Annotated in this window: 12 protein-coding genes; 3 read left to right on the forward strand and 9 right to left on the reverse strand. The window is 55.1% G+C overall.

Annotation, left to right across the window (positions count from 1 at the left end; genetic code table 11):
- Nucleotides 1–94 precede the first annotated feature (94 nt).
- The 6 genes from malQ to HMPREF9081_RS10825 form a co-directional block, all read right to left on the reverse strand.
- Nucleotides 95–3,544, reverse strand: coding sequence for a 4-alpha-glucanotransferase (gene malQ, locus HMPREF9081_RS10800; protein WP_006307358.1), 3,450 nt, complete (start codon nucleotides 3,542–3,544; stop codon nucleotides 95–97).
- A 159-nt stretch (nucleotides 3,545–3,703) separates the two neighbouring features.
- Entirely contained in the window at nucleotides 3,704–5,149 is a 1,446-nt protein-coding gene (glgA, locus tag HMPREF9081_RS10805) for a glycogen synthase GlgA (RefSeq protein WP_040395627.1), read from the reverse strand.
- Nucleotides 5,150–5,260: 111 nt separating this feature from the next.
- Entirely contained in the window at nucleotides 5,261–7,660 is a 2,400-nt protein-coding gene (gene glgB, locus HMPREF9081_RS10810) for a 1,4-alpha-glucan branching protein GlgB (RefSeq protein WP_006307360.1), read from the reverse strand.
- Nucleotides 7,661–7,720: 60 nt separating this feature from the next.
- Nucleotides 7,721–10,165, reverse strand: coding sequence for a glycogen/starch/alpha-glucan phosphorylase (locus HMPREF9081_RS10815; protein WP_280956285.1), 2,445 nt, complete (start codon nucleotides 10,163–10,165; stop codon nucleotides 7,721–7,723).
- A gap of 182 nt (nucleotides 10,166–10,347) precedes the next feature.
- Nucleotides 10,348–11,454, reverse strand: coding sequence for a glucose-1-phosphate adenylyltransferase subunit GlgD (glgD, locus tag HMPREF9081_RS10820; RefSeq protein WP_006307362.1), 1,107 nt, complete (start codon nucleotides 11,452–11,454; stop codon nucleotides 10,348–10,350).
- Between the two features lie 30 nt (nucleotides 11,455–11,484).
- Nucleotides 11,485–12,639: a glucose-1-phosphate adenylyltransferase gene (locus HMPREF9081_RS10825; RefSeq protein ID WP_006307363.1), complete on the reverse strand. Its 1,155-nt coding sequence runs from the start codon at nucleotides 12,637–12,639 to the stop codon at nucleotides 11,485–11,487.
- Between the two features lie 410 nt (nucleotides 12,640–13,049).
- Here HMPREF9081_RS10825 and rpsT point away from each other — a divergent pair, with 410 nt between their 5' ends.
- Complete coding sequence (rpsT, locus tag HMPREF9081_RS10830; protein WP_009438217.1) at nucleotides 13,050–13,316, forward strand: 30S ribosomal protein S20; 267 nt, start codon at nucleotides 13,050–13,052, stop codon at nucleotides 13,314–13,316.
- Nucleotides 13,317–13,376: 60 nt separating this feature from the next.
- Here the strand turns inward: rpsT and HMPREF9081_RS10835 are convergent, their stop codons facing one another.
- Nucleotides 13,377–14,534: an MFS transporter gene (locus HMPREF9081_RS10835; RefSeq protein WP_040395104.1), complete on the reverse strand. Its 1,158-nt coding sequence runs from the start codon at nucleotides 14,532–14,534 to the stop codon at nucleotides 13,377–13,379.
- 232 nt (nucleotides 14,535–14,766) lie between these two features.
- On the opposite strand from HMPREF9081_RS10835, the gene HMPREF9081_RS10840 reads away from it, so the two are divergent.
- Both HMPREF9081_RS10840 and pepT read left to right on the forward strand, forming a co-directional pair.
- A complete protein-coding gene (locus tag HMPREF9081_RS10840; RefSeq protein WP_006307367.1) occupies nucleotides 14,767–16,338 on the forward strand; it encodes an AbgT family transporter in 1,572 nt (523 codons plus the stop codon).
- Nucleotides 16,339–16,351: 13 nt separating this feature from the next.
- Complete coding sequence (gene pepT / locus HMPREF9081_RS10845) at nucleotides 16,352–17,617, forward strand: peptidase T (protein WP_006307368.1); 1,266 nt, start codon at nucleotides 16,352–16,354, stop codon at nucleotides 17,615–17,617.
- Nucleotides 17,618–17,687: 70 nt separating this feature from the next.
- Here pepT and HMPREF9081_RS10850 read toward each other — a convergent pair whose 3' ends face one another.
- Nucleotides 17,688–18,338: a ComF family protein gene (locus tag HMPREF9081_RS10850; protein WP_040395106.1), complete on the reverse strand. Its 651-nt coding sequence runs from the start codon at nucleotides 18,336–18,338 to the stop codon at nucleotides 17,688–17,690.
- A 561-nt stretch (nucleotides 18,339–18,899) separates the two neighbouring features.
- Nucleotides 18,900–19,099: lecithin retinol acyltransferase family protein (locus HMPREF9081_RS13460; RefSeq protein ID WP_174262949.1), on the reverse strand; the 200-nt coding region annotated here is incomplete at its 5' end.

Below are 19,099 nucleotides of genomic sequence, written 5' to 3' on the forward strand. Positions count from 1 at the left end.
ACTTCATTTTATCAGCGATTCCTTAAAAACTTCGTGCAACAGCCCCCTATTTTTGCGGCGATCAAGCGCTGTTCCTATGAGCTCATGCCTTGCATCACCGATGGTAGCGCACACAGAGTGCCTTGAGCTTCTTCGGGTCGAGTTCGAGGAGGTAGTCCTTCTTGAGGCTCCAGCGCCAGTTGATGCCGACGGTGCCCGGTGTGTTCATGCGGGCGCGCTCGTCAAGTGCGAGGAGATCCTGCATGGGGATGATCGCCATGCGGGCGCGCGAGGCGTATGCCGCCTTGATGAGGCGCTTGCATATCGTTTTCGGACGATCGGAGGTCGTACCCGTCATATTCGCGAGCGTCTCACGCAGCACCTCGTCGATGTCGTGCGTGAACCAGCCGACGGTGGTATTGTTGTCGTGTGTCCCCGTATAGATGATGCTGTTCTCGGGCGTAACAAAGCCAACGCGTCCCGACTCGTTCGGCTCAAGCATGAAGTGGACAATCTTCATGCCGGGGAAGCCGCAGTCGTCACGCAGACGCTCAACCTCGCTCGTGATGATGCCGAGATCCTCGGCGACAATGTTCATCTCACCAAGCTCCCTCTCAATCTCATCGAAGAAGGGCTTGCCCGGCCCCTTGAGCCAGCGGCCGTTGATCGCGGTCGTCGCCTTGCCGTCGACCGACCAGTAGGACTCGAATGCGCGGAAGTGGTCGATGCGAATGATGTCGACCTGTTCGTGCAGCTTGCGAAAGCGACGCTTCCACCATGCGTAGTTCTCCGCCTTCATCGCGTCCCAGTTGTACTGCGGGTTGCCCCAGAGCTGTCCATTCGCGGCAAAGTAGTCGGGCGGTACGCCCGCGACGGTACGCGGTGTACCATCCTCATTGAGGTCAAAGAGGTGCTGATTCGCCCATGCGTCTGCGCTGTCCTGTGCGATGAAGATGGGCATATCGCCGAGGACTTCGATGCCTTTCTTTTTCGCATAGTCATGCAGACGATTCCATTGGAGATGGAAGATGTACTGCTTGAAGCGATCCAGTTCCACCTCATCCCTCTGCCGCTCGGCAAGTGCCTTGAGCGCCGCAGGGTCGCGGTGCTTGATCTCGTCCGGCCACTCTGTCCAAGGTTTGCGTGCATATTCTTTCTTTGCCGCATGGAAGAGGGCGTAGTCATCCAGCCAGTACGCTTCTTTTGCACAGAACTCTTGGAATGCCTGATCCTGTGCGCTCGTCTTGCGGAACACGCGAAATGCTTTTTCGAGCAGTTCCTTCTTGAACTGTTTGACGCGTTCAAAGTCGATGAACGCCGTGTTCGCCTCGTATGGCAGGAAGAGATCCTTCTCTGTCAGCCAGCCGCGCGCGGCAAGATCCTCGGGATCAATCATCATGATATTGCCCGCGAACGCGGAGATGGACTGATAGGGCGAGTAGCCATGTCCAACGGGACTGAGCGGCAGAATCTGCCAGATCTTCTGCCCCGCCTCGGCGAGGAAGTCGAGGAAGCGATATGCTTCCTTGCCAAAGTCGCCCACGCCGTATTTTGACGGCAGGGAGGTCGGGTGCAGGAGGACGCCCGCCTTACGTTCGTAACGTTGCGGCTCCTCACGCTGACGCAGGAGGAGTCCAAAGAGCGGCGGAATCTTGATCCGCAGGCGTCCGCGCTCCACCTCGTATGTGCGCGAGGGCTTGAACGCATCCTCAAACACGCCGCAGGCGAAGTCGCTCACCTCCACATCAATGGTCTGCGTCTCGGTAAGGTTACGGTTGAATGCGGCGATAAAGACACCGTCCTCCTTCTCCTGATTGAACACATCGTAGCCCGAGCGAATGGTGCGTGCATAGGCGATGACATCACCCGCACCGTAGAGCGGCAGGATATCGCCCGTGCGCAGTGCATCGTTCTCGTTGCGGATCGCGATAAAGCGCTCGAACCAGCCGCGGATCTCCTTGTTGCCATGCACCCAGTCGTAGGGGCGGCGGTTGAACGGATCTTTGAAGCCCTCCATGCCGATCTCGTCGCCATAGTAGACGCTCGGCACGCCGGGATAGGTCATCTGCCAGAGGGTCGCCATGAGGAGGCGGCGCGAGCCGAGATCGAACTGCTCCGGCGTCATGCGCACGCGCGACTGCTCGATGGCGGGCATCCCTTCATAGTAGGGGACGCCGGCGAGTACGGTGATCGCGCGCTGTACGTCATGGCTGCCGATGAGGTTCATCATCGCATAGAGATTTTCCTTCGGATAGTTCTCGATCTGACTTGCGAGCCGTCGTGCTGTCTGGCGTCCATCGACCGCGCCCGTGAGGAAGTCGAGCATCATCGTGCGCAGCGGGTAGTTCATTGCTGAATCCATCTCGCTCCCAGAGAGGTATTCGCGCGGCGTACCGTAGGCGACCTTGTTCGAGGCATCCTCCCAGACCTCACCGATCATGACGGCATCGGGGTTGCGCTTCTTCAGCTCGGCAAAGAACGTCTTGGAGAACGTCGGCGGGAGCTCGTCGATCACGTCGAGGCGCCAGCCCGCAATCCCCTCGTTCATCCAGTGGTGAAGCACGCTGTCCTTGCCTGTAATGACGAAGTCCATATAGGCAGGGTCGGTCTCGTTGACGTTCGGCAGCGTGTCGAAGTCCCACCAACAGTCGTACTCGTTCGGATAGTTGCGGAAGTGGTACCACGAGTAGTACGGCGACTCCTTCGACTGGTACGCGCCGAGCGAGCTGTACTGATGCTGGCGGTTGAAGTAGATGCTGTTGCTGCCTGTATGGCTGAACACGCCATCGAGAATGATGCGGATGCCGCGCTCCTCTGCCGCCGTGACGAGGGCACGAAAGTCCTCAATATCGCCGAGCACGGGGTCGATCTTGTGGTAGTCTCCCGTATCGTAGTGATGGTTGCTTTCGGACTCGAAGACGGGGTTGAAGTAGATGCACGAGATGCCGAGCTGCTTCAGATAGTCCAGCTTCTCCATGACCCCGCGCAGGTTCCCGCCGAAGAAATCATAAGCGATGATCTCCTTTGTGTCGGGATCCTTGAGATACATGGGGTCGTCTGTCCAGTCCGTGCGGATGACCGCGCCTTTCTTGCGGACGATGGTATCACCCGAACGCGCGAAGCGATCCGGAAAGATCTGGTACATCACGGCATTCTTGAACCAGTCCGGTGTACGTGCGCCCTTGTTGTAGATCGTGATCTGATAGGACTCGGGAGCCTCCATGGTGAGCGCTCCAATGCCGCCCAACATCTCCGGGTTGTTCCCATAAAAATAGGTGCCGCTTTCCGCTGTAATGATGAAGTAATACCAAACCAGACAGCCATAATCCGGCAGATTGATCCATGCCGTATAGAATTTCTGCTCGTTCTGTCCGTCCTTTGTTTCGAGTGGGATCAGACGCTCCCCCGTCTGATCCTGCCAAAGGCGCACGAGTACCTGATGGATCGGCTCAAATGTCCGAATGCGAATGCCGAGCCGCAGACGACTCCCCGCCTCCGCCGCTCCGACGATGGAGCGAAAATAAATATTCTGTGAGTTGTGCTCCACCTGATACGATTCCAGCATAGCACCCTCTCCTTTCCTAAAAATAAACGCACAGAAACCACTGGAGAATCAAATGTTCTTATTTGAACCAAATTCACCAGCGGTTTCTTAGGGGGTGCGTCGTGGAAGACTCAAATACGGTCAACCCACGCACAAATCGAAATTCTGCAAGGGACAATCTCAGCTTTCGAGCAGGAGGCGCTCATAGAGAGTTTCGTACTCCTTCGCCGAGCGTTTCCAACTAAAGTCGCTGTGCATCGCCGTAAAGATAAGCTGACGCCACTCGCGCAGATTCCCATAGGCGGCAAGCGCGCGCTTCAAGGCATACATCATCTCATGTGCATTGTATTCGTAGAACAGGAAACCGTTCCCCTTATCCACATCCGAACGATCGAATTGGATGACGGTGTCCTTGAGTCCTCCCGTCTCACGCACAACAGGAATCGAGCCGTAGCGCATCGCAATAAGCTGTCCGAGTCCGCACGGCTCGAACATGGACGGCATGAGGAAGATGTCGGACGCCGCATAGATGCGTTGCGCCAGCTCGTTCGAGAAACGGATGTTGATCGACACCTTGTTCGGATAACGCCACGCCAGTTCCTTGAACCAATCCTCATAGCCGCGGTCACCCGTACCGAGGAGGACAAACTGCACATTCTCATGCTGGAGAATTTCATCCAGCACGCGTACGACGAGATCCAGTCCCTTGTTCGCGACAAGGCGTGTGATCATCGCGACCATCGGCACGCGGCGGTTCTCCGGGAGTCCCAGATCGCGCTGCAGGCGCACCTTGTTGTCGGTCTTGCCCTCGACCGCCTTTTTGATGTCGTAGTTGACATAGAGGTTCTTGTCCGTCTGCGGATTGTAGACATCGTAGTCGATGCCGTTGACAATCCCGAAAAGTCTTTCACGGCGTTTGCGGAGAAGTCCCTCAAGATGTTCGCCGTAGTAGTCGTACTGGATCTCCTCGGCGTATGTCTTGCTGACGGTGGATACATAGTCGGCATAGATGATGCCGGCTTTCATAAAGTTGACCGCATCGAAGAACTCGAAATCACCGTTATTGAAATACTGCCAGTCAAGCCCAAGCACATCCGTCATGACATCCTTCGGGAAGACGCCCTGATACTTGAGGTTGTGGATGGTAAAGAGCGTCTTGATCCCCGTATAGCGCGAGTCATCCATATGCTCCAGCTTGAGGAACACCGGGACGAGCGCGGCGTGCCAGTCATTCGAATGGATGATGTCCGGCCAGAAATCAAGCGCAGGCAGGAGGTTGAGGACAGCGCGGCTGAAGAACGAGAAGCGCTCGGCATCGTCCGGATAGCCGTAGAATCCCTCGCGGTTAAAATACTCCTCGTTGTCCACAAAGTAGTAGGTCACACCATCGAGTACGTATTTGTCAATACCGACAAACTTGTCCCGCCATGCAACATTCAGGACCCCATCATAGATATGCTCCATGGAGTTCCTGATGTCCTCAGCAATTGCACCATACTTCGGCAGAATAACGCGGCAATCCACCCCATCCTTGACGAGTGCGGCAGGGAGCGAACCCGCCACATCTGCAAGACCACCGGTCTTTACAAAGGGAACTGCCTCCGATGCTACATATAGTACCTTCATCCCTATATCCTCCTTTTCCTCACGGGAGGATGCCGTAATCATCCATCCCATGAGTCGATCCTCTAATTTATCTCAGCTTTCCTCATTCTCCTATCAATGCGTACAGTTTTCTTACGACTTTGCTGCACGCGTTTTCTTTGGTTTTTCTTCTCCTTCTGCCGCCTTTTTACGCGCGGGTGACTTCTTTGTCGCCGTCATGGTCGCCGTGCGCTTCTTCGGCGCGGCGGCTGCGGCTTCGGTCAGCTCCTCTGCGCTCTTTGTCTTGGCGGTTTTCTTCGGCGCAGCCTTCTTTGCGGGCTTTTCCGCCTCCGTCTCCTTTGCGGCAGCTTTCGTGGTCTTCTTTGCTGCCGTCCTTTTTACGGGCGCGGCAGAAGACTCATCCTTCTTCGCTGCAGCGCGGGGACCAGCGGACTTTTTCTTTGTTTCTGTTTTCGCCGCTTCCTTGTCTGCCGTCTTTGTCGTCGTACGCTTCTTCGGTGCCGGTTTTTCCGTCACCGTATCCGCTTCCGATGCCTTTGCGGCAGCGGCTCCGGTCTTAGGCGTTACTGCTTTTTTTTTTGCAACGGCATCCACCGTCTCGGGAATCTCGTGGTCGGGCGTTCCCGCACCGCTCTGGCGCTTCAGACGGTAGAAGGTCGAGGCAAGCGGCGGCACCGTGATGACAATGGACTGCTCACGTCCGTGGAACGCATAGTCCTCGCTCACGATATCGCCCGTGTTGAGAACACCGCTGCCGCCGTAGGCTTCCTCGTCGGAGTTGAACACCTCGACATAGGTGCCCTTCGTCGGTACACCGATGCGGTAGCCGTGGCGTACCTCTGGGGTGAAGTTGTGGACGCAGACGATGAAGTCGCTGCGATCCTCGGCGCGGCGGATAAGCGAAATGATGCTGTTCTCGTTGTCGTTGCAGTCGATCCACTGGAAACCGTTCCAGTCAAAGTCGACCTGCCAGAACGCCTTGTTGTCGACATAGAATTTATTGAGCGCCTTCGAGTAGGCGAGCATCTTCGTGTGCATCGGGTACTGCTCGACGAGGTGCCAGTCCATGCTGTCGTCAAAGTTCCACTCGATGAAGTGCCCGAACTCACCGCCCATGAAGAGCAGCTTCTTGCCCGGATGTGCGATCCAGTAGCCGAAGAAACCGCGCAGACCCGCGAATTTCTGCCAATAGTCGCCCGGCATCTTGCTGATGAGCGAGCACTTTCCATGCACGACTTCGTCGTGTGAGAGCGGCAGAACGAAGTTCTCGGAGAAGGCATACATGAGGGAGAATGTGATCTTGTCCTGATTCCACTTACGGTAGATCGGATCAAGGCTCATGTACGAGAGCATGTCGTTCATCCAGCCCATGTTCCACTTGTAGTTGAAGCCCATGCCGCCCATGTAGACCGGCTTGGAGATGAGCGGCCACGCGGTCGACTCCTCCGCAATCATGAGTGCGTTCGGATGGTACTTGAAGATCGTCTCGTTGAGCTTCTTCAGGAAGTCCATCGCCTCAAGGTTGCCCGTGTCGCCGTACTTGTTCGGCTGCCACTCGCCGTCCTTGCGCCCGTAGTTGAGGTAGAGCATGTTCGCAACCGCGTCGATGCGCAGGCCGTCGATGTGGAACTCCTCGAACCAAAACAGCGCGTTCGAGATGAGGAAGCTCTGCACCTCCGTGCGCCCATAGTCAAAGTTCGTGGTGCCCCACTCCCAGTTCTCCGCACGCATCTCATTGTCGGACTCGTAGAGGTTCTTGCCGTCAAAATGGCGAAGCCCCTGTTCGTCCTTGCAGAAATGTCCGGGCACCCAGTCCATGATGATGCCGATGCCGTTCTGGTGGGCCGTATCGACGAGATAGCGGAAGTCGTCGGGCGTGCCATAGCGGCTCGTCACGGCGAAATAGCCCGTTGCCTGATAGCCCCACGAACCGTCATAGGGGTGTTCGCACAGTGGCATGAACTCAATGTGAGTATAGTTCATGTCCTTGACATAGCCGATGAGTTGATCCGCCAGATCGCGGTAGGAGAGATACTCCCCCTCAAGCGTGCGGCGCCACGATCCTGCATGCACTTCATAGGTGAGCATCGGACGCTCGTAGGAGGACTCCTCCTCTTTGCGCTTCTGCCACGCCTGATCGCCCCACACATAGTGGTTCATGTCGTAGGTGCGGGATGCCGTCTGCGGCTTCTTTTCCGCGTAGAACCCGTAGGGGTCCGCCTTCATGATACGGGGACCGCCCCACTGCGGCTCAATCGCGTATTTGTAGATCTCGCCCTCTCCGAGCCCCTCGACAAAGGTCTCCCAGATCTCGCCGTCGTCGATGCGGTTCATCGGGTTGATAAAGACATTCCAGTCGTTGAACTCGCCGACAACACTGACGGCATTTGCATTCGGCGCCCATACCGTAAATCGGATGCCCTTTTTCCCGTCCTGTTCGACGAAATGCGCTCCGAGCATTTCCTGTGCATGATAGTTTGTGCCCTGATGAAAGAGGTAAAGATCAAACTCACTGAGCGTAGATGTTTTCATACGATCCCCTCCTGTATTTTCCTAGGAGCGTGCGGTTCCTATCCGCGCGCCCTTTTCTTCTTATGAGATAATGACGGGGTGGATATTCCAGATCTCCCGTGCATACTCGTCAATTGTGCGGTCGGACGAGAAGCCGCCGGAGTGCGCGACGTTCATTGCCGCCGTACGTGCCCAGCCGTCCTTGTCCTTGAACCGGCGCATGACCTCGATGCGTGCGTTGTCATACGCATTGAAGTCCTTCAAGATAAAGAATTCATCGTTCGCGTGCAGGAGATAATCATACAGCGAACGGAAATCCCCATAGGTACCATCGACGAGCTGGTTCATCACCGTGCGCACCTTCTCATTCGTGTTGTATTCATCCCACGCTGAGTAGGCCCCCGTCGCATAGTAGTTCATAACCTCCTCGGCCTTAAGACCGAAGATGACACAGTGCTCACTGCCCACTGCATCCCGGATCTCGACATTCGCGCCGTCGAGCGTGCCGAGTGTGATTGCGCCGTTCATCATGAACTTCATATTGCCCGTGCCCGACGCCTCCTTCGACGCCGTGGAGATCTGCTCGCTGACATCCGCTGCTGGATAGACAAGCTCGCCGATGGAAACACCAAAGTTCTCAATGAAGATGACCTTCATAAAGTCATTGACGCGCTTATCCTTGTTGATCCGGTCAGCAACCACATTGATAAGACGAATCGTTTCCTTCGCGATGTAGTAGCCGGGTGCCGCCTTGCCGCCAAAGAAATACGTCACGGGCTGCGTCAGGAAAGACGGCTCATTCTGAGCACGGTGGTAGCGATACATGATGTGCAGAATGTTCATCAGCTGCCGCTTATAGGAGTGGATGCGCTTGACCTGGATGTCGAACATCGAATCCGGATTCAGCTTGACACCGTTGTGGTGCTCAATATATTGGGCAAGCCCCTCGCGGCGCAGATGCTTAATCTTCATGAGCTGCTCAAGGAAGTTCTTGTCCTCGACGTGGTCATGCAGACCGTCCATCTTCTCCGGATGACGGTGCCACTCACGGCTATTGAGTATATTGTCAATCAGCGCGGCAAGCTCGGGATTTGCTCCCATAAGCCAGCGTCGATGCGTAATGCCGTTTGTCTTGTTGTTGAACTTGCGCGGCGTATAGTCGTAGAAATCTTTGAGCGTCGTGGACTTTAGGATCCCTGTATGGATCTTCGCCACACCGTTGACGCTGTGTCCGCCGACAATGGAAAGACGCGCCATGTGGATCACGCCGTCCTGAATGATGGAAAGAGCACGCACCTTGTCCTCGTTGTTCGGGTAGCGGCGGCGCACTTCCTCGATATGACGGCGGTTGATCTCATCGATGATCATGTAGATGCGCGGCAGAAGCGGCTTGAACATATCAAGGCTCCACGTTTCAAGTGCCTCCGGCATGATCGTATGGTTCGTATACGCGATCGTATCACGCGTAATTGCCCACGCATCCTCCCACGTCAGCCCCTCATCGTCAACAAGGACACGCATGAGCTCTGCCACGCAGAGCGCCGGGTGTGTATCGTTGATGTGGATACCGATCTTCTTGCCGAAGTCGTAGATGCCCATGCCCGTCTTCTTGTAGTGACGGACAATGCTCTGCACACCTGCCGAAACAAAGAAATACTCCTGAATGAGACGCATACGACGCCCTTCAAACGTGCTGTCGTCCGGATAGAGATAGCGCGTGATGGACTCGACAAAGTTGCGATAGTCATTGCGCTGCTGAATCTGCTCCTGCGTCAGAAGCCCATAGTCGGAGAAGTCACGGTTGACCTCCGCGTTCCACATGCGCAGCGTATTGACCGTTGCATTGTGGTAGCCGACAATCGGCATATCGTACGGCACCGCCATGACAATCATCGAGTTCTCGTGGACAAGCTCGAGCTTGCCGTTCCCGATGTCGCGCATATAGGCATTGCCGCCAAATTTGACATCGACCGACTTGTCCGGCTTGCGGTACTCCCATGCGAAACCATCGCGCAGCCAGTTGTCCGGAATTTCGACTTGGTTGCCGCCGACAATCTTCTGCTCGAAGAGCCCGTACTGATAGCGAATCGTACAGCCATGTCCGGGCAGACGATGTGCTGCGAGAGAGTCGATAAAGCAGGCGGCAAGACGCCCTAACCCACCGTTGCCAAGCCCCGCATCCGGCTCTGCCTCGTAAGCGTCCGAGAGATTCAGCTTGAAGTCCTTGAGGACATCCTTCAGTGCCTCTTCGATGCCGAGATTGATGAGGTTGGATTTCAAGAGTCTGCCCAGCAGGAACTCGATGGAGAAGTAGTAGATCTGCTTCTCCTTCCGCTCCCCATACTGCTTGTTCGTCTTGATCCAATTGTCCGAGATGGACTGTTTGGCGGTTGCTGCGATCGTCTTATAGATCTCGATCTCCGTCAGTTCCTCTACCTCGCGGCCAAACAAAACATGCGCGGTTGTGATAAAACGGCTCTTCAAGATCTTTTTCATTGTCTCGAGAGCTTTCCCTGTCGGCCTCATGACCTGATCCTTCTGTGCCAAATCGTCCACTCCTTTTCCAAACTTCTCTTGTTTCCCCCGACCTTCTATTCCTGCATGTGACAAGAATCCCCTAAGAAGTATCAGAAACAAGAAGCCGTTATAGCCCCCTCCCGTTCCGATGATCGAAACGAGGCGGGAACCGCTAACGGCAAAAACAAATCTTAAATCGTGATATTCTTCTTGATGACGAGCGGATACTCTGCGGCTCCCTTCAGCCACTTCTCCGCTGTGATCACAACGTTCTTGTCGCAAATGACATTTTCGACAAGCGCGCCATCCTGAATGTCACATTTCTGCATGATGATCGAATTCCGGATCTTCACATCCTTGCCCACGTTTACCCCGCGGAAGAGGATGCTGTTCTCCACCTCGCCGCGTACGATGCAGCCGTTCGCAATGAGAGAATTGGTGACCTTCGCCGTCTCCTTATACTGGACGGGCACACCGTCCTTGATCTTTGTGTAGATGGGGCGGTCACCCATGAAGAGACTCTGCCAGACCTCCGGATCGAGGATCTCCATGTTCGCCCGATAGTAGGTCGACATAGAGTCCACATGCGCCATGTAGCCGTCGTGCTCGTAGGCGAACATCGTATAGTCGCCGGCACGCCGGATGATGCCGTCGAGTACGAAATCCTGCCCGCCGCGCTCGTAGGCATAACGGACAATCTCGACGAATGCACGCTTATCCATGAGATAGACCCCCATGGAGACCTTCATGCCCTGATAGGCAACCGGCTTCTCCGCAATATCGAGGACAAGCCCGTTCTCCGCCGTATCAAGCACAATATTATTGCCCGTGTTCTCGTCGATCGTCGTATGCGAAACGAGTGTGATATCTGCACCTGTATTCTGATGGAACCGCAGCACCTGATTGAAGTCGATGTTGTAGACGAAGCTGCCGTTCGTCAGCAGAATGTAACGTGTGGAGGCATGCTCGATGAAGTCCAGATTGTGATAGAAATTCTTGAGATCGCCCTTGCGGCGCTGCGCGTCGTCGTGCGCGGCAGGCAGATAGAAGAGTCCATCGTGGCGACGCGCCAGATCCCAGTCTTTGCCGGAACGCAGGTGATCGAGCACGGAACGCGGTTCATCGGGGAGCATGATACCCACCTTGTTGATGCCGGAATTGACCATGCTTGAGAGGGAAAAATCAATCAGGCGATAACGTCCGGCGAAAGGAATGGATTCAACAGCACGTCGGTCGGCGAGTTCACGGATGAGACTTCCGTCCTCCTGCAGGTTAATGAGTCCCATTACGCTATTCATTGTATGTTCACTCCATTCTCTTCCTGCGGCTCAGCCGACGCGCTGCTCGGTCGAGGCAGCCGACACCGTCTCTCCCTCGGGGATGACCGTGATCTGCGACTCCTCGCCGATCACCTGTGCCCCCTCCTCGATCACGGCATGCTGGGCGAGGATCGCATAGTCCACTACGGCACCGCTCTCCACGACGGCCGACGGGAGCAGAACAGAGTTGCGTACAATGGCACCCTTGGCGATGCGAACGCCCGGGAAGATCACGGAGTTCTCGACCGTACCGAGGATCATGGATCCCTCGCTGATCATGGAACGCGTAATTTTCGCCTCCGTGCCGACGAACTGCGGCGGCATGGACGGGTTGAACGAGAAGATACGCCATCTGCCCGAGAACTCAAACGGCGGCTTGTCCTGCAGGAGGTCCATATTCGCCTGCCAAAGGCTCTCGATCGTACCGACATCCTTCCAGTAGCCGTTGAAGGCATAGGAATAAAGACGTCCCTCGTCGGCGAGCATCTTCGGAATGACGTCCTTGCCGAAATCGTGACTCGAAGTTTCGCTCTTCGCGTCTGCCGTGAGATACTCCGCGAGATAGTCACGATTGAAAATATAGATTCCCATGGAAGCAAGGTTGCTCTTCGGCTTCGCCGGTTTTTCCTCAAACTCGACAATGCGTCCGGTCTCATCCGTATTCATGATGCCAAAACGAGGCGCCTCATCCCACGGCACCTCGAACACACCGATCGTCGCCTGCGCCTTGTTCTTCTTGTGCGACTCGAGCATCCACGCATAGTCCATCGTATAGATGTGGTCGCCGGAGAGAATGAGCACGTAGTCGGGATCCGTCATGTCGATGAAATTAAGGTTCTGGTAGATCGCATCTGCCGTACCGCGATACCACTCCGCCCCCTTTTCACGTGCATAGGGCGGCAAGACAAAGAGCCCGCCGTCGCGCTTATCGAGATCCCACGCGCTGCCCGAGCCGAGATACTGGTTCAGCTCGAGTGGCCGATACTGCGTCAAAACGCCGACCTTTTCGATGCCGGAGTTGACACAGTTACTGAGCGGGAAGTCAATGATGCGGTATTTCCCCCCAAACGGAACCGCCGGCTTTGCGACGCGCTTCGTCAGCGCACCAAGACGGCTGCCTTGTCCGCCTGCCAGAATCATTGCCAAGCACTCTGTTTTTCTCATAGGTAATTCTCCCCTCACGGATACCAGGCGGTATCCCCAACATATATGCAACGGCAAATCGATCGGGCTCGCCGTACACCCATCCGTTTCGCCGTATTCCTGCCGATTTCAATGAGTTTTCGCTCATTTTAGCCGTATTGTTCCTCCTGAATTCGTTTTATGATATTTACCTAATTCGATAAATAAGCCGAATTTCCTGCAAGTTTTCAGGGCACTTTCAGGCTTTTTTCAAATTTATCAAAGAGATTGCAGGAGGACTTTTGTACTTGCTATTTTTTATATTTATCATACGATTATTGTACCCTATGTTTGTGTCCGAATCAAGAAGTTGTGCAAAGAAAAAATATTGCTTTTTGCAATTCCGTGTGATAGAATGACGCAGTACATTTTTCGTCGAGGGGGTGAACGATTTGCCGAACATCAAGGCATCCATTCTGAGTGTAAAGTCTGACGCCAAGCGCCGTGCACGCAATGTTGCGGAGAAGACGCGCGTCCGCCGTGCCATCCGCAGTGTCAATGACGCTGTTGCCGCAGGCAACGCAGATGAGGCGAAAAACCTCCTCGTTGCGGCATACAAGTCCATTGACCAGGCGGCTGCGAACAACGTCTATCACAAGAACGCTGCAGCCCGCAAGAAATCGCGTCTTGCCAAGAAGGTCAACGCACTGGCTCAGTAAGATAGTAAAAACGCCATTCCGAGCTGGATGGCGTTTTTTATGTCTATTTTTCGGCTATGATCAAACCATCTTCTTAAAAACATAGAAGCCGACGGCTGCCTGCAGAATGCTGAGTGCGGCAAGCATGCCGAACGCCGTCTGCAGATTCGTGAGTGCGGAGACAAAGCCGATCGCGGCGGGACCGGCGAGAATGCCGAGGTAGCCCATCGTACTGACGGCGGAAACCGCCGTGCCGATGGGCATGACGTTCTGCCGCCCCATCAGAGAAAAGAATACGGGCACGATGTTTGCACTGCCAATGCCGATGGCAAAGAAGCCCAGATAGAGAAGCGTGTCCACAGGCGCAAACATGACGAGCAGGATACCGACGAAGGTGAGCAGCGCACCGCCCACGGCGACGGGACGCTGACCGATGCGCTGCACGGTACGGTCGCCAAGGAAACGCATGAGGAGCATTGCCGCCGAAAAGATCGAGAAGCCCACACCCGCGAGCGAGAGATCCATGCCACGCACCACTGTCAGATAGACGCCGCTCCAGTCCATCACCGCTCCCTCGCTGAGGAACGCAATGAACGCCGTGATGCCGACAAAGACAACGATGCCGCGCGGGATCGCGATGAGAGTGCCGCCGCCCCCACCATACAGAATTAGATTTCTGCCGAATACTGCTGTGAGTGTGAGGATCAGCACCGATGCAATCGCCGTGGACTGGAACGCGGTCAGTCCAAATCCCCCGACCCACACGCCATAGAGCCCTGCACCGACGAAACCGCCGAGGCTCCAAAAGCCATGCATCCCGCTCATGATGCGCCGACCGATCCCCTTCTCCACGATGACCGCTACAACATTGATGACGACATCAAGGCATCCCATAAGTGCACCAAAGAGGAGAATCACCGGCACGGCGATCCAGAAAGAATCCACCAAACAGATCGAGAGGAGTACGGCAGCGTAGAGAATGCCTGCGACAACGAGCACACGACGGCATCCGAGGCGCGCCGAGAGGGCACCCGAAAGGGGCATCGTCAAAAGCGAGCCGATACCGATACAGAGCAACAAGAGTCCCAGCACATCATCACCGACCGCAAGCCGCTCACGCAGGAGCGGCACGAGCGGTGCCCACGACGCCGCACCGAAGCCGCCGATAAAAAAGAAGGCACGCGTTGCGTGCGCCTCCCTGTCACCAATCTGCCGCTCCTGCGTCTTCATATCCGCCATTTCCCATTCCTCCATAAAAAGAGCGCCATCCCCACAGCGCTCTGAAAAACTTCCGCCATTCTATCACAGGGACAAAAGGCTTTGCAAGAAATAAAAGGACTGCTGTCGCATTTCCGAAGAAAAATGAACGTCATATTGTATTTGCAAACCATTGAAAAGGGTTTTCCTTATTTATGTCGAAATTTTCCGTATTAAATGTTTTTGCTTCATTGGATTTTTAGGAGGAATATGTATGCCAAACGAATCGCAAAGCAGCGCACCGCCGCAGAAACAGGAGGTCGGCGGCATCCTCGGATGGATTGAAAAGATGGGCAATCGAATTCCCGATATAACGATGCTCTTCATCTGCGCCTTTGTCATCACCTGTATCGCATCCGCAATTTTATCCCAAATGCACTTTGACTATGTGCATCCGTCGACGGGCGCGCCGATCGAGATCACGAACATGCTGAGTCCGGCATCGCTCGTGACGCTGCTCACGAAGATGGTGACGAACTACACAGGCTTCCCTCCGCTCGGCATGGTCATCGTGGCAACGCTCGGCATCGGCATCGCAGACGGCTCGGGCTACATCAACACGGGGCTGAAAAAGATCCTCTCCGTCACACCGAAAAAGCTCATCACGCCGATCGTCATCCTCGTCGGTATGATCAGTCACCTTGCACCGGACTCAGGGTACATGATCATCATCCCGATCGCCGCGTACATGTTCTACGCGACGGGCAAGCATCCGCTCGCGGGCATCGGCGCATCGTTCGCCGGCATTGCGGGCGCCTTTGCCGCCAACTATACGCCGTCGGCAATTGACCCCGTCATCCAAGGGTTCACGCAGATGGCAGCGCAGATCATCGACCCGACCTACGAGGTCAACGTGCTGTGCAACTATTTCTATGCATTCGGCTCAACCTTCATCGTCATCGCAGGATGCTGGTGGGTGACGGAGCGCGTCGTGGAGCCATGGTGCCGCAAAGCATGTCCCGTAGATGACGACATCGACGTACCCGCGCAGGATTTCTCGATCACGCCGCAGGAGAACCGCGCATTTTACATCGCGAGCGGCGTGCTCGTCGCACTGCTCGTCGGGCTTGTGCTCGCACTCCTGCCCGAGGACTCCCTCCTGCGCGACCCGGCGACCGGCAATATTGCCAGCTTCAAGGCGCCTGTCATGCAGTCCATCGTCGCGATCATCTTCCTGCTCGCGGCGGCAACGGGCGTCGTCTACGGCATCATCAGCGGGAAATTCCGCAGCTCGAAGGACTTTACAAAGTCCATGGAGGAGATCACCAAGACGCTCATTCAGCTCATCGTCTTCTACTTCTTCGCCGCGCAGTTCATGTATGCATTCGGCACATCCAACATCGGCGCACTCATCGCCATTGCGGGCGCGGAGTTCCTCAAATCGCTCGCACTGCCGCCACAGGTGACGATCTTCGGCATCATCATCTTTGTCGGCATGCTCAACCTCATCATCACATCCGCCTCTGCAAAGTGGGCGATCCTCGCGCCGATCTTCGTTCCGATGCTCATGGCGGTCGGCATCGCGCCGGAGCTGACACAGGCGGCGTTCCGCGTAAGCGACTCCGCGGTCAACGTCTGCACGCCGATGTTCGCATTCTATCCACTCATCATTGTTTACTGTCAAAAATACTACAAGAACACGGGTGTCGGTACGCTCAGCTCACTCATGCTGCCGTACACCATCACACTGCTCATCACGCTGACAATCATGCTCTACGTCTTCTGGTGGTTCAACATCCCACTCGGTTTCCAAGCAGACTATGTGTACCCGCGCGTGATGTTCTAAGGAGGAAGTTGAAATGAAAACAAACGCAATCGAAGAAGCTCTTGTCGAGCGCTTTCTTCGCTACGTCCGTGTGCCGTCACAGAGCAAGGCGAACGGCGGTAAGGTCGTGCCGAGCACAGAGGAACAATGGGATATGGCGCACCTCCTGCAAAAGGAGCTGGAAGCCCTCGGCATGCAGGAGGTATCGCTGAGCGACAAATGCGTGCTGACGGCGTATTTGCCCGCCAATCTGCCGCCCGATGCGCCGCGTGTCCCCGCGATCGGATTTTGTGCTCATCTGGACACCGTTGATGTTTCGCTCAGCCCTGTGGTCAAGCCGCAGCGCATCTCCTACGCGGGCGACGACATCGTGCTGAACGCAGAGAAAAACATCGTTATGCGGGCGACAGAGCACCCAGAGCTCACCCCCTATGTTGGGCAGGAGCTGATCGTCACCGACGGCACGAGTGTCCTCGGCGCAGACAACAAGGCTGCAATCGCCAACATCATGACGGCACTCGCAACGCTTGCGGGTGATCCTGCGCTCCGGCACGGCGAAGTCTATGTCGCCTTTGTCCCCGACGAGGAGTGTGGGCTCTGGGGCTCGAAAAATATGGACTTTACAAAGTTCCCCGTCGACTACGCCTATACCATTGACTGCTGCGCCCTCGGTGAGGTCGTCTATGAAACATTCAACGCAGGCTCGGCAGAGGTCACGATCTACGGTGTGAGCGCGCATCCGATGAGCGCAAAGGGCGTGCTCGTAAACCCGACCCTGCTTGCCGTGGATTTCGTCAATCTCTTTGACCGCAGGGAAACGCCGGAGTGCACAGAGGGAACGGAGGGCTACATCTGGTGCCAAGCGATCCGCTCCAATCCGACGACCGCAATGGTCGAGCTCAACATCCGCGACCATGACAAGACGCGCTACGAGGAGCGCAAGCGCCTCATCGTCGCAAACGTTGAGAAACTCCGTCAGATGGAGCCGCGCTGCCGCGTCGAGTATACGATCGAGGACACCTACGGCAACATCGCCGACGCTGTGACCGACGAAAACCGTCAGGCGATCGACAACATCTACGAGGCGATGGAGGGCCTCGGCATCACGCCGCGTACGATTTCGATGCGCGGCGGCACGGACGGCTCCTTCATCTCGACGAAGGGCATCCTCACGCCGAATTATTTTACAGGCGGACTCAATTTCCACTCGAACTATGAGTTTCTGCCCATCCCCTCCCTGCGAAAGTCCTATGAGCTGACGATGGCACTCATCGCACTCACGTACAAAAAGGCACAGTAACGGAAGCGATGTGATGAAAGCGCAGCGAAAAGCAAATCAAAACTGAGAAGAGGCTGTCCTTCGGTGCAAATCATTGGTGCTCGCTCGCCAGAACGAATGCATAGACATTCTGTGCTCCCGCACGTTTCAAGACACGTGCACATTCCGTGAGCGTTGCCCCGGTCGTCATGATGTCATCCACGAGCAGGATGTCCTTCTCCGTAACATCTGCGCCCTCGGTGACGGCAAAGGCACCGCGCAGTTCCTTTTGGCGTTCCGTGCGTGTGCGCTCGTAGAGAGGCGCCGTTTCACGCGTGCGGACGAGAATCCGGGCAAGTGAGATGCCATGCACCCTGAGCCACGGCGCAAAGATCTCCTCTGCCTGGTTGAACCCGCGCGTACGCGCACGCTCCGGCGCGAGGGGAACGGGAATGGCGGTCAGGGGGCGTGGAAGCTCCGCAAGTGTCGACTCCCCTGCCTTTAGAATCGTGTGCAGGGCGGGAAGTGCAGATTTCTTCTTTTGATATTTCAGTGCACGCAGGAGGTCGCGCACCCCCTCCCGATAGTGTGCAAACGCCCAGATGCCCTCAAGTGCCTCACGAGCATCCCCCGCACGTACGAGCATATGCAGACCGATGAGACGTGATGCACAGTCCGAGCAGAATGCACCTCTGTACTCAACATAGGCGGAGCAGTTTGGACAACGCGGCGGAAAGATGAAATTCAGGAATATTGAAAACACATTTATTTCTCCAATCATTCCAAGGATAACATCAAAAAACTATTGCGCGAAGGCTCTGTTTATGATATGATAAATGCAAGAAAAGAGATATATCTCCGAACAACGTGAACGCTATAGAAAGGAGAATGTCTATTGACACATTTCATTCAGCGCGGTGGCCATGCCCCCTGATGGGAATGCATCTTTGAAGAAGAACAGAGACAGCAAATATAATCGCTGATCTCCTATGGCATTGCATTGGCAAGGAATGGTTGCAGCGCCGTCATCCCCGTACGGTCGGGTGCGTGACAATCTCTCTGTACGATTCGTTTTTCGAAAACCTAGCGCGCAAATTGGATGATATCAGAGATCTCCAAAACGGTTTCAGCTGAACGTACAATACAAGTTCGTGCGGACATAGGTGTCTGTGCAAGGTAAAACAACTGAATAAGGAACGTGTTTAACTTCTATGATAATTGTGATCTGACCGGCAGCTTGCTCGAAACAGAGCGGCTGTCGGTTTTTTGATAACAGAACAATCTTTTATTTTCATATATTGTTTAGTACAACATTTTCTTATCCTCACGTACGAGAAAATGCTCTGACAATTTCACCCCCGGGGAGAATATCTAAAAGTGCTTCAATTTGTTCTGATTCTTTTACACCTGTTTTACACCAAATAGAAAAGTGCTCACAGTTATTCGTTAAAAGATTATATCCTTTTTGTCCAATGCAAGAACGAGCTCGTTTAACTGTTTCTGCTGATGAATATATTTTTAAAC

The sequence above is a fragment of the Centipeda periodontii DSM 2778 genome, assembly GCF_000213975.1.
Taxonomy (GTDB): domain Bacteria; phylum Bacillota; class Negativicutes; order Selenomonadales; family Selenomonadaceae; genus Centipeda; species Centipeda periodontii.

Excerpts from the sequence above, each read along its gene's own strand:
- HMPREF9081_RS10825 (WP_006307363.1), bottom strand. The coding sequence starts at position 12,639 with ATGAGAAAAACAGAGTGCTTGGCAATGATTCTGGCAGGCGGACAAGGC.
- HMPREF9081_RS10835 (WP_040395104.1), bottom strand. The coding sequence starts at position 14,534 with ATGGCGGATATGAAGACGCAGGAGCGGCAGATTGGTGACAGGGAGGCG.
- glgA (WP_040395627.1), bottom strand. The coding sequence starts at position 5,149 with ATGAAGGTACTATATGTAGCATCGGAGGCAGTTCCCTTTGTAAAGACC.
- glgD (WP_006307362.1), bottom strand. The coding sequence starts at position 11,454 with ATGAATAGCGTAATGGGACTCATTAACCTGCAGGAGGACGGAAGTCTC.
- glgB (WP_006307360.1), bottom strand. The coding sequence starts at position 7,660 with ATGAAAACATCTACGCTCAGTGAGTTTGATCTTTACCTCTTTCATCAG.
- HMPREF9081_RS10840 (WP_006307367.1), top strand. The coding sequence starts at position 14,767 with ATGCCAAACGAATCGCAAAGCAGCGCACCGCCGCAGAAACAGGAGGTC.
- malQ (WP_006307358.1), bottom strand. The coding sequence starts at position 3,544 with ATGCTGGAATCGTATCAGGTGGAGCACAACTCACAGAATATTTATTTT.
- HMPREF9081_RS10815 (WP_280956285.1), bottom strand. The coding sequence starts at position 10,165 with ATGAGGCCGACAGGGAAAGCTCTCGAGACAATGAAAAAGATCTTGAAG.
- pepT (WP_006307368.1), top strand. The coding sequence starts at position 16,352 with ATGAAAACAAACGCAATCGAAGAAGCTCTTGTCGAGCGCTTTCTTCGC.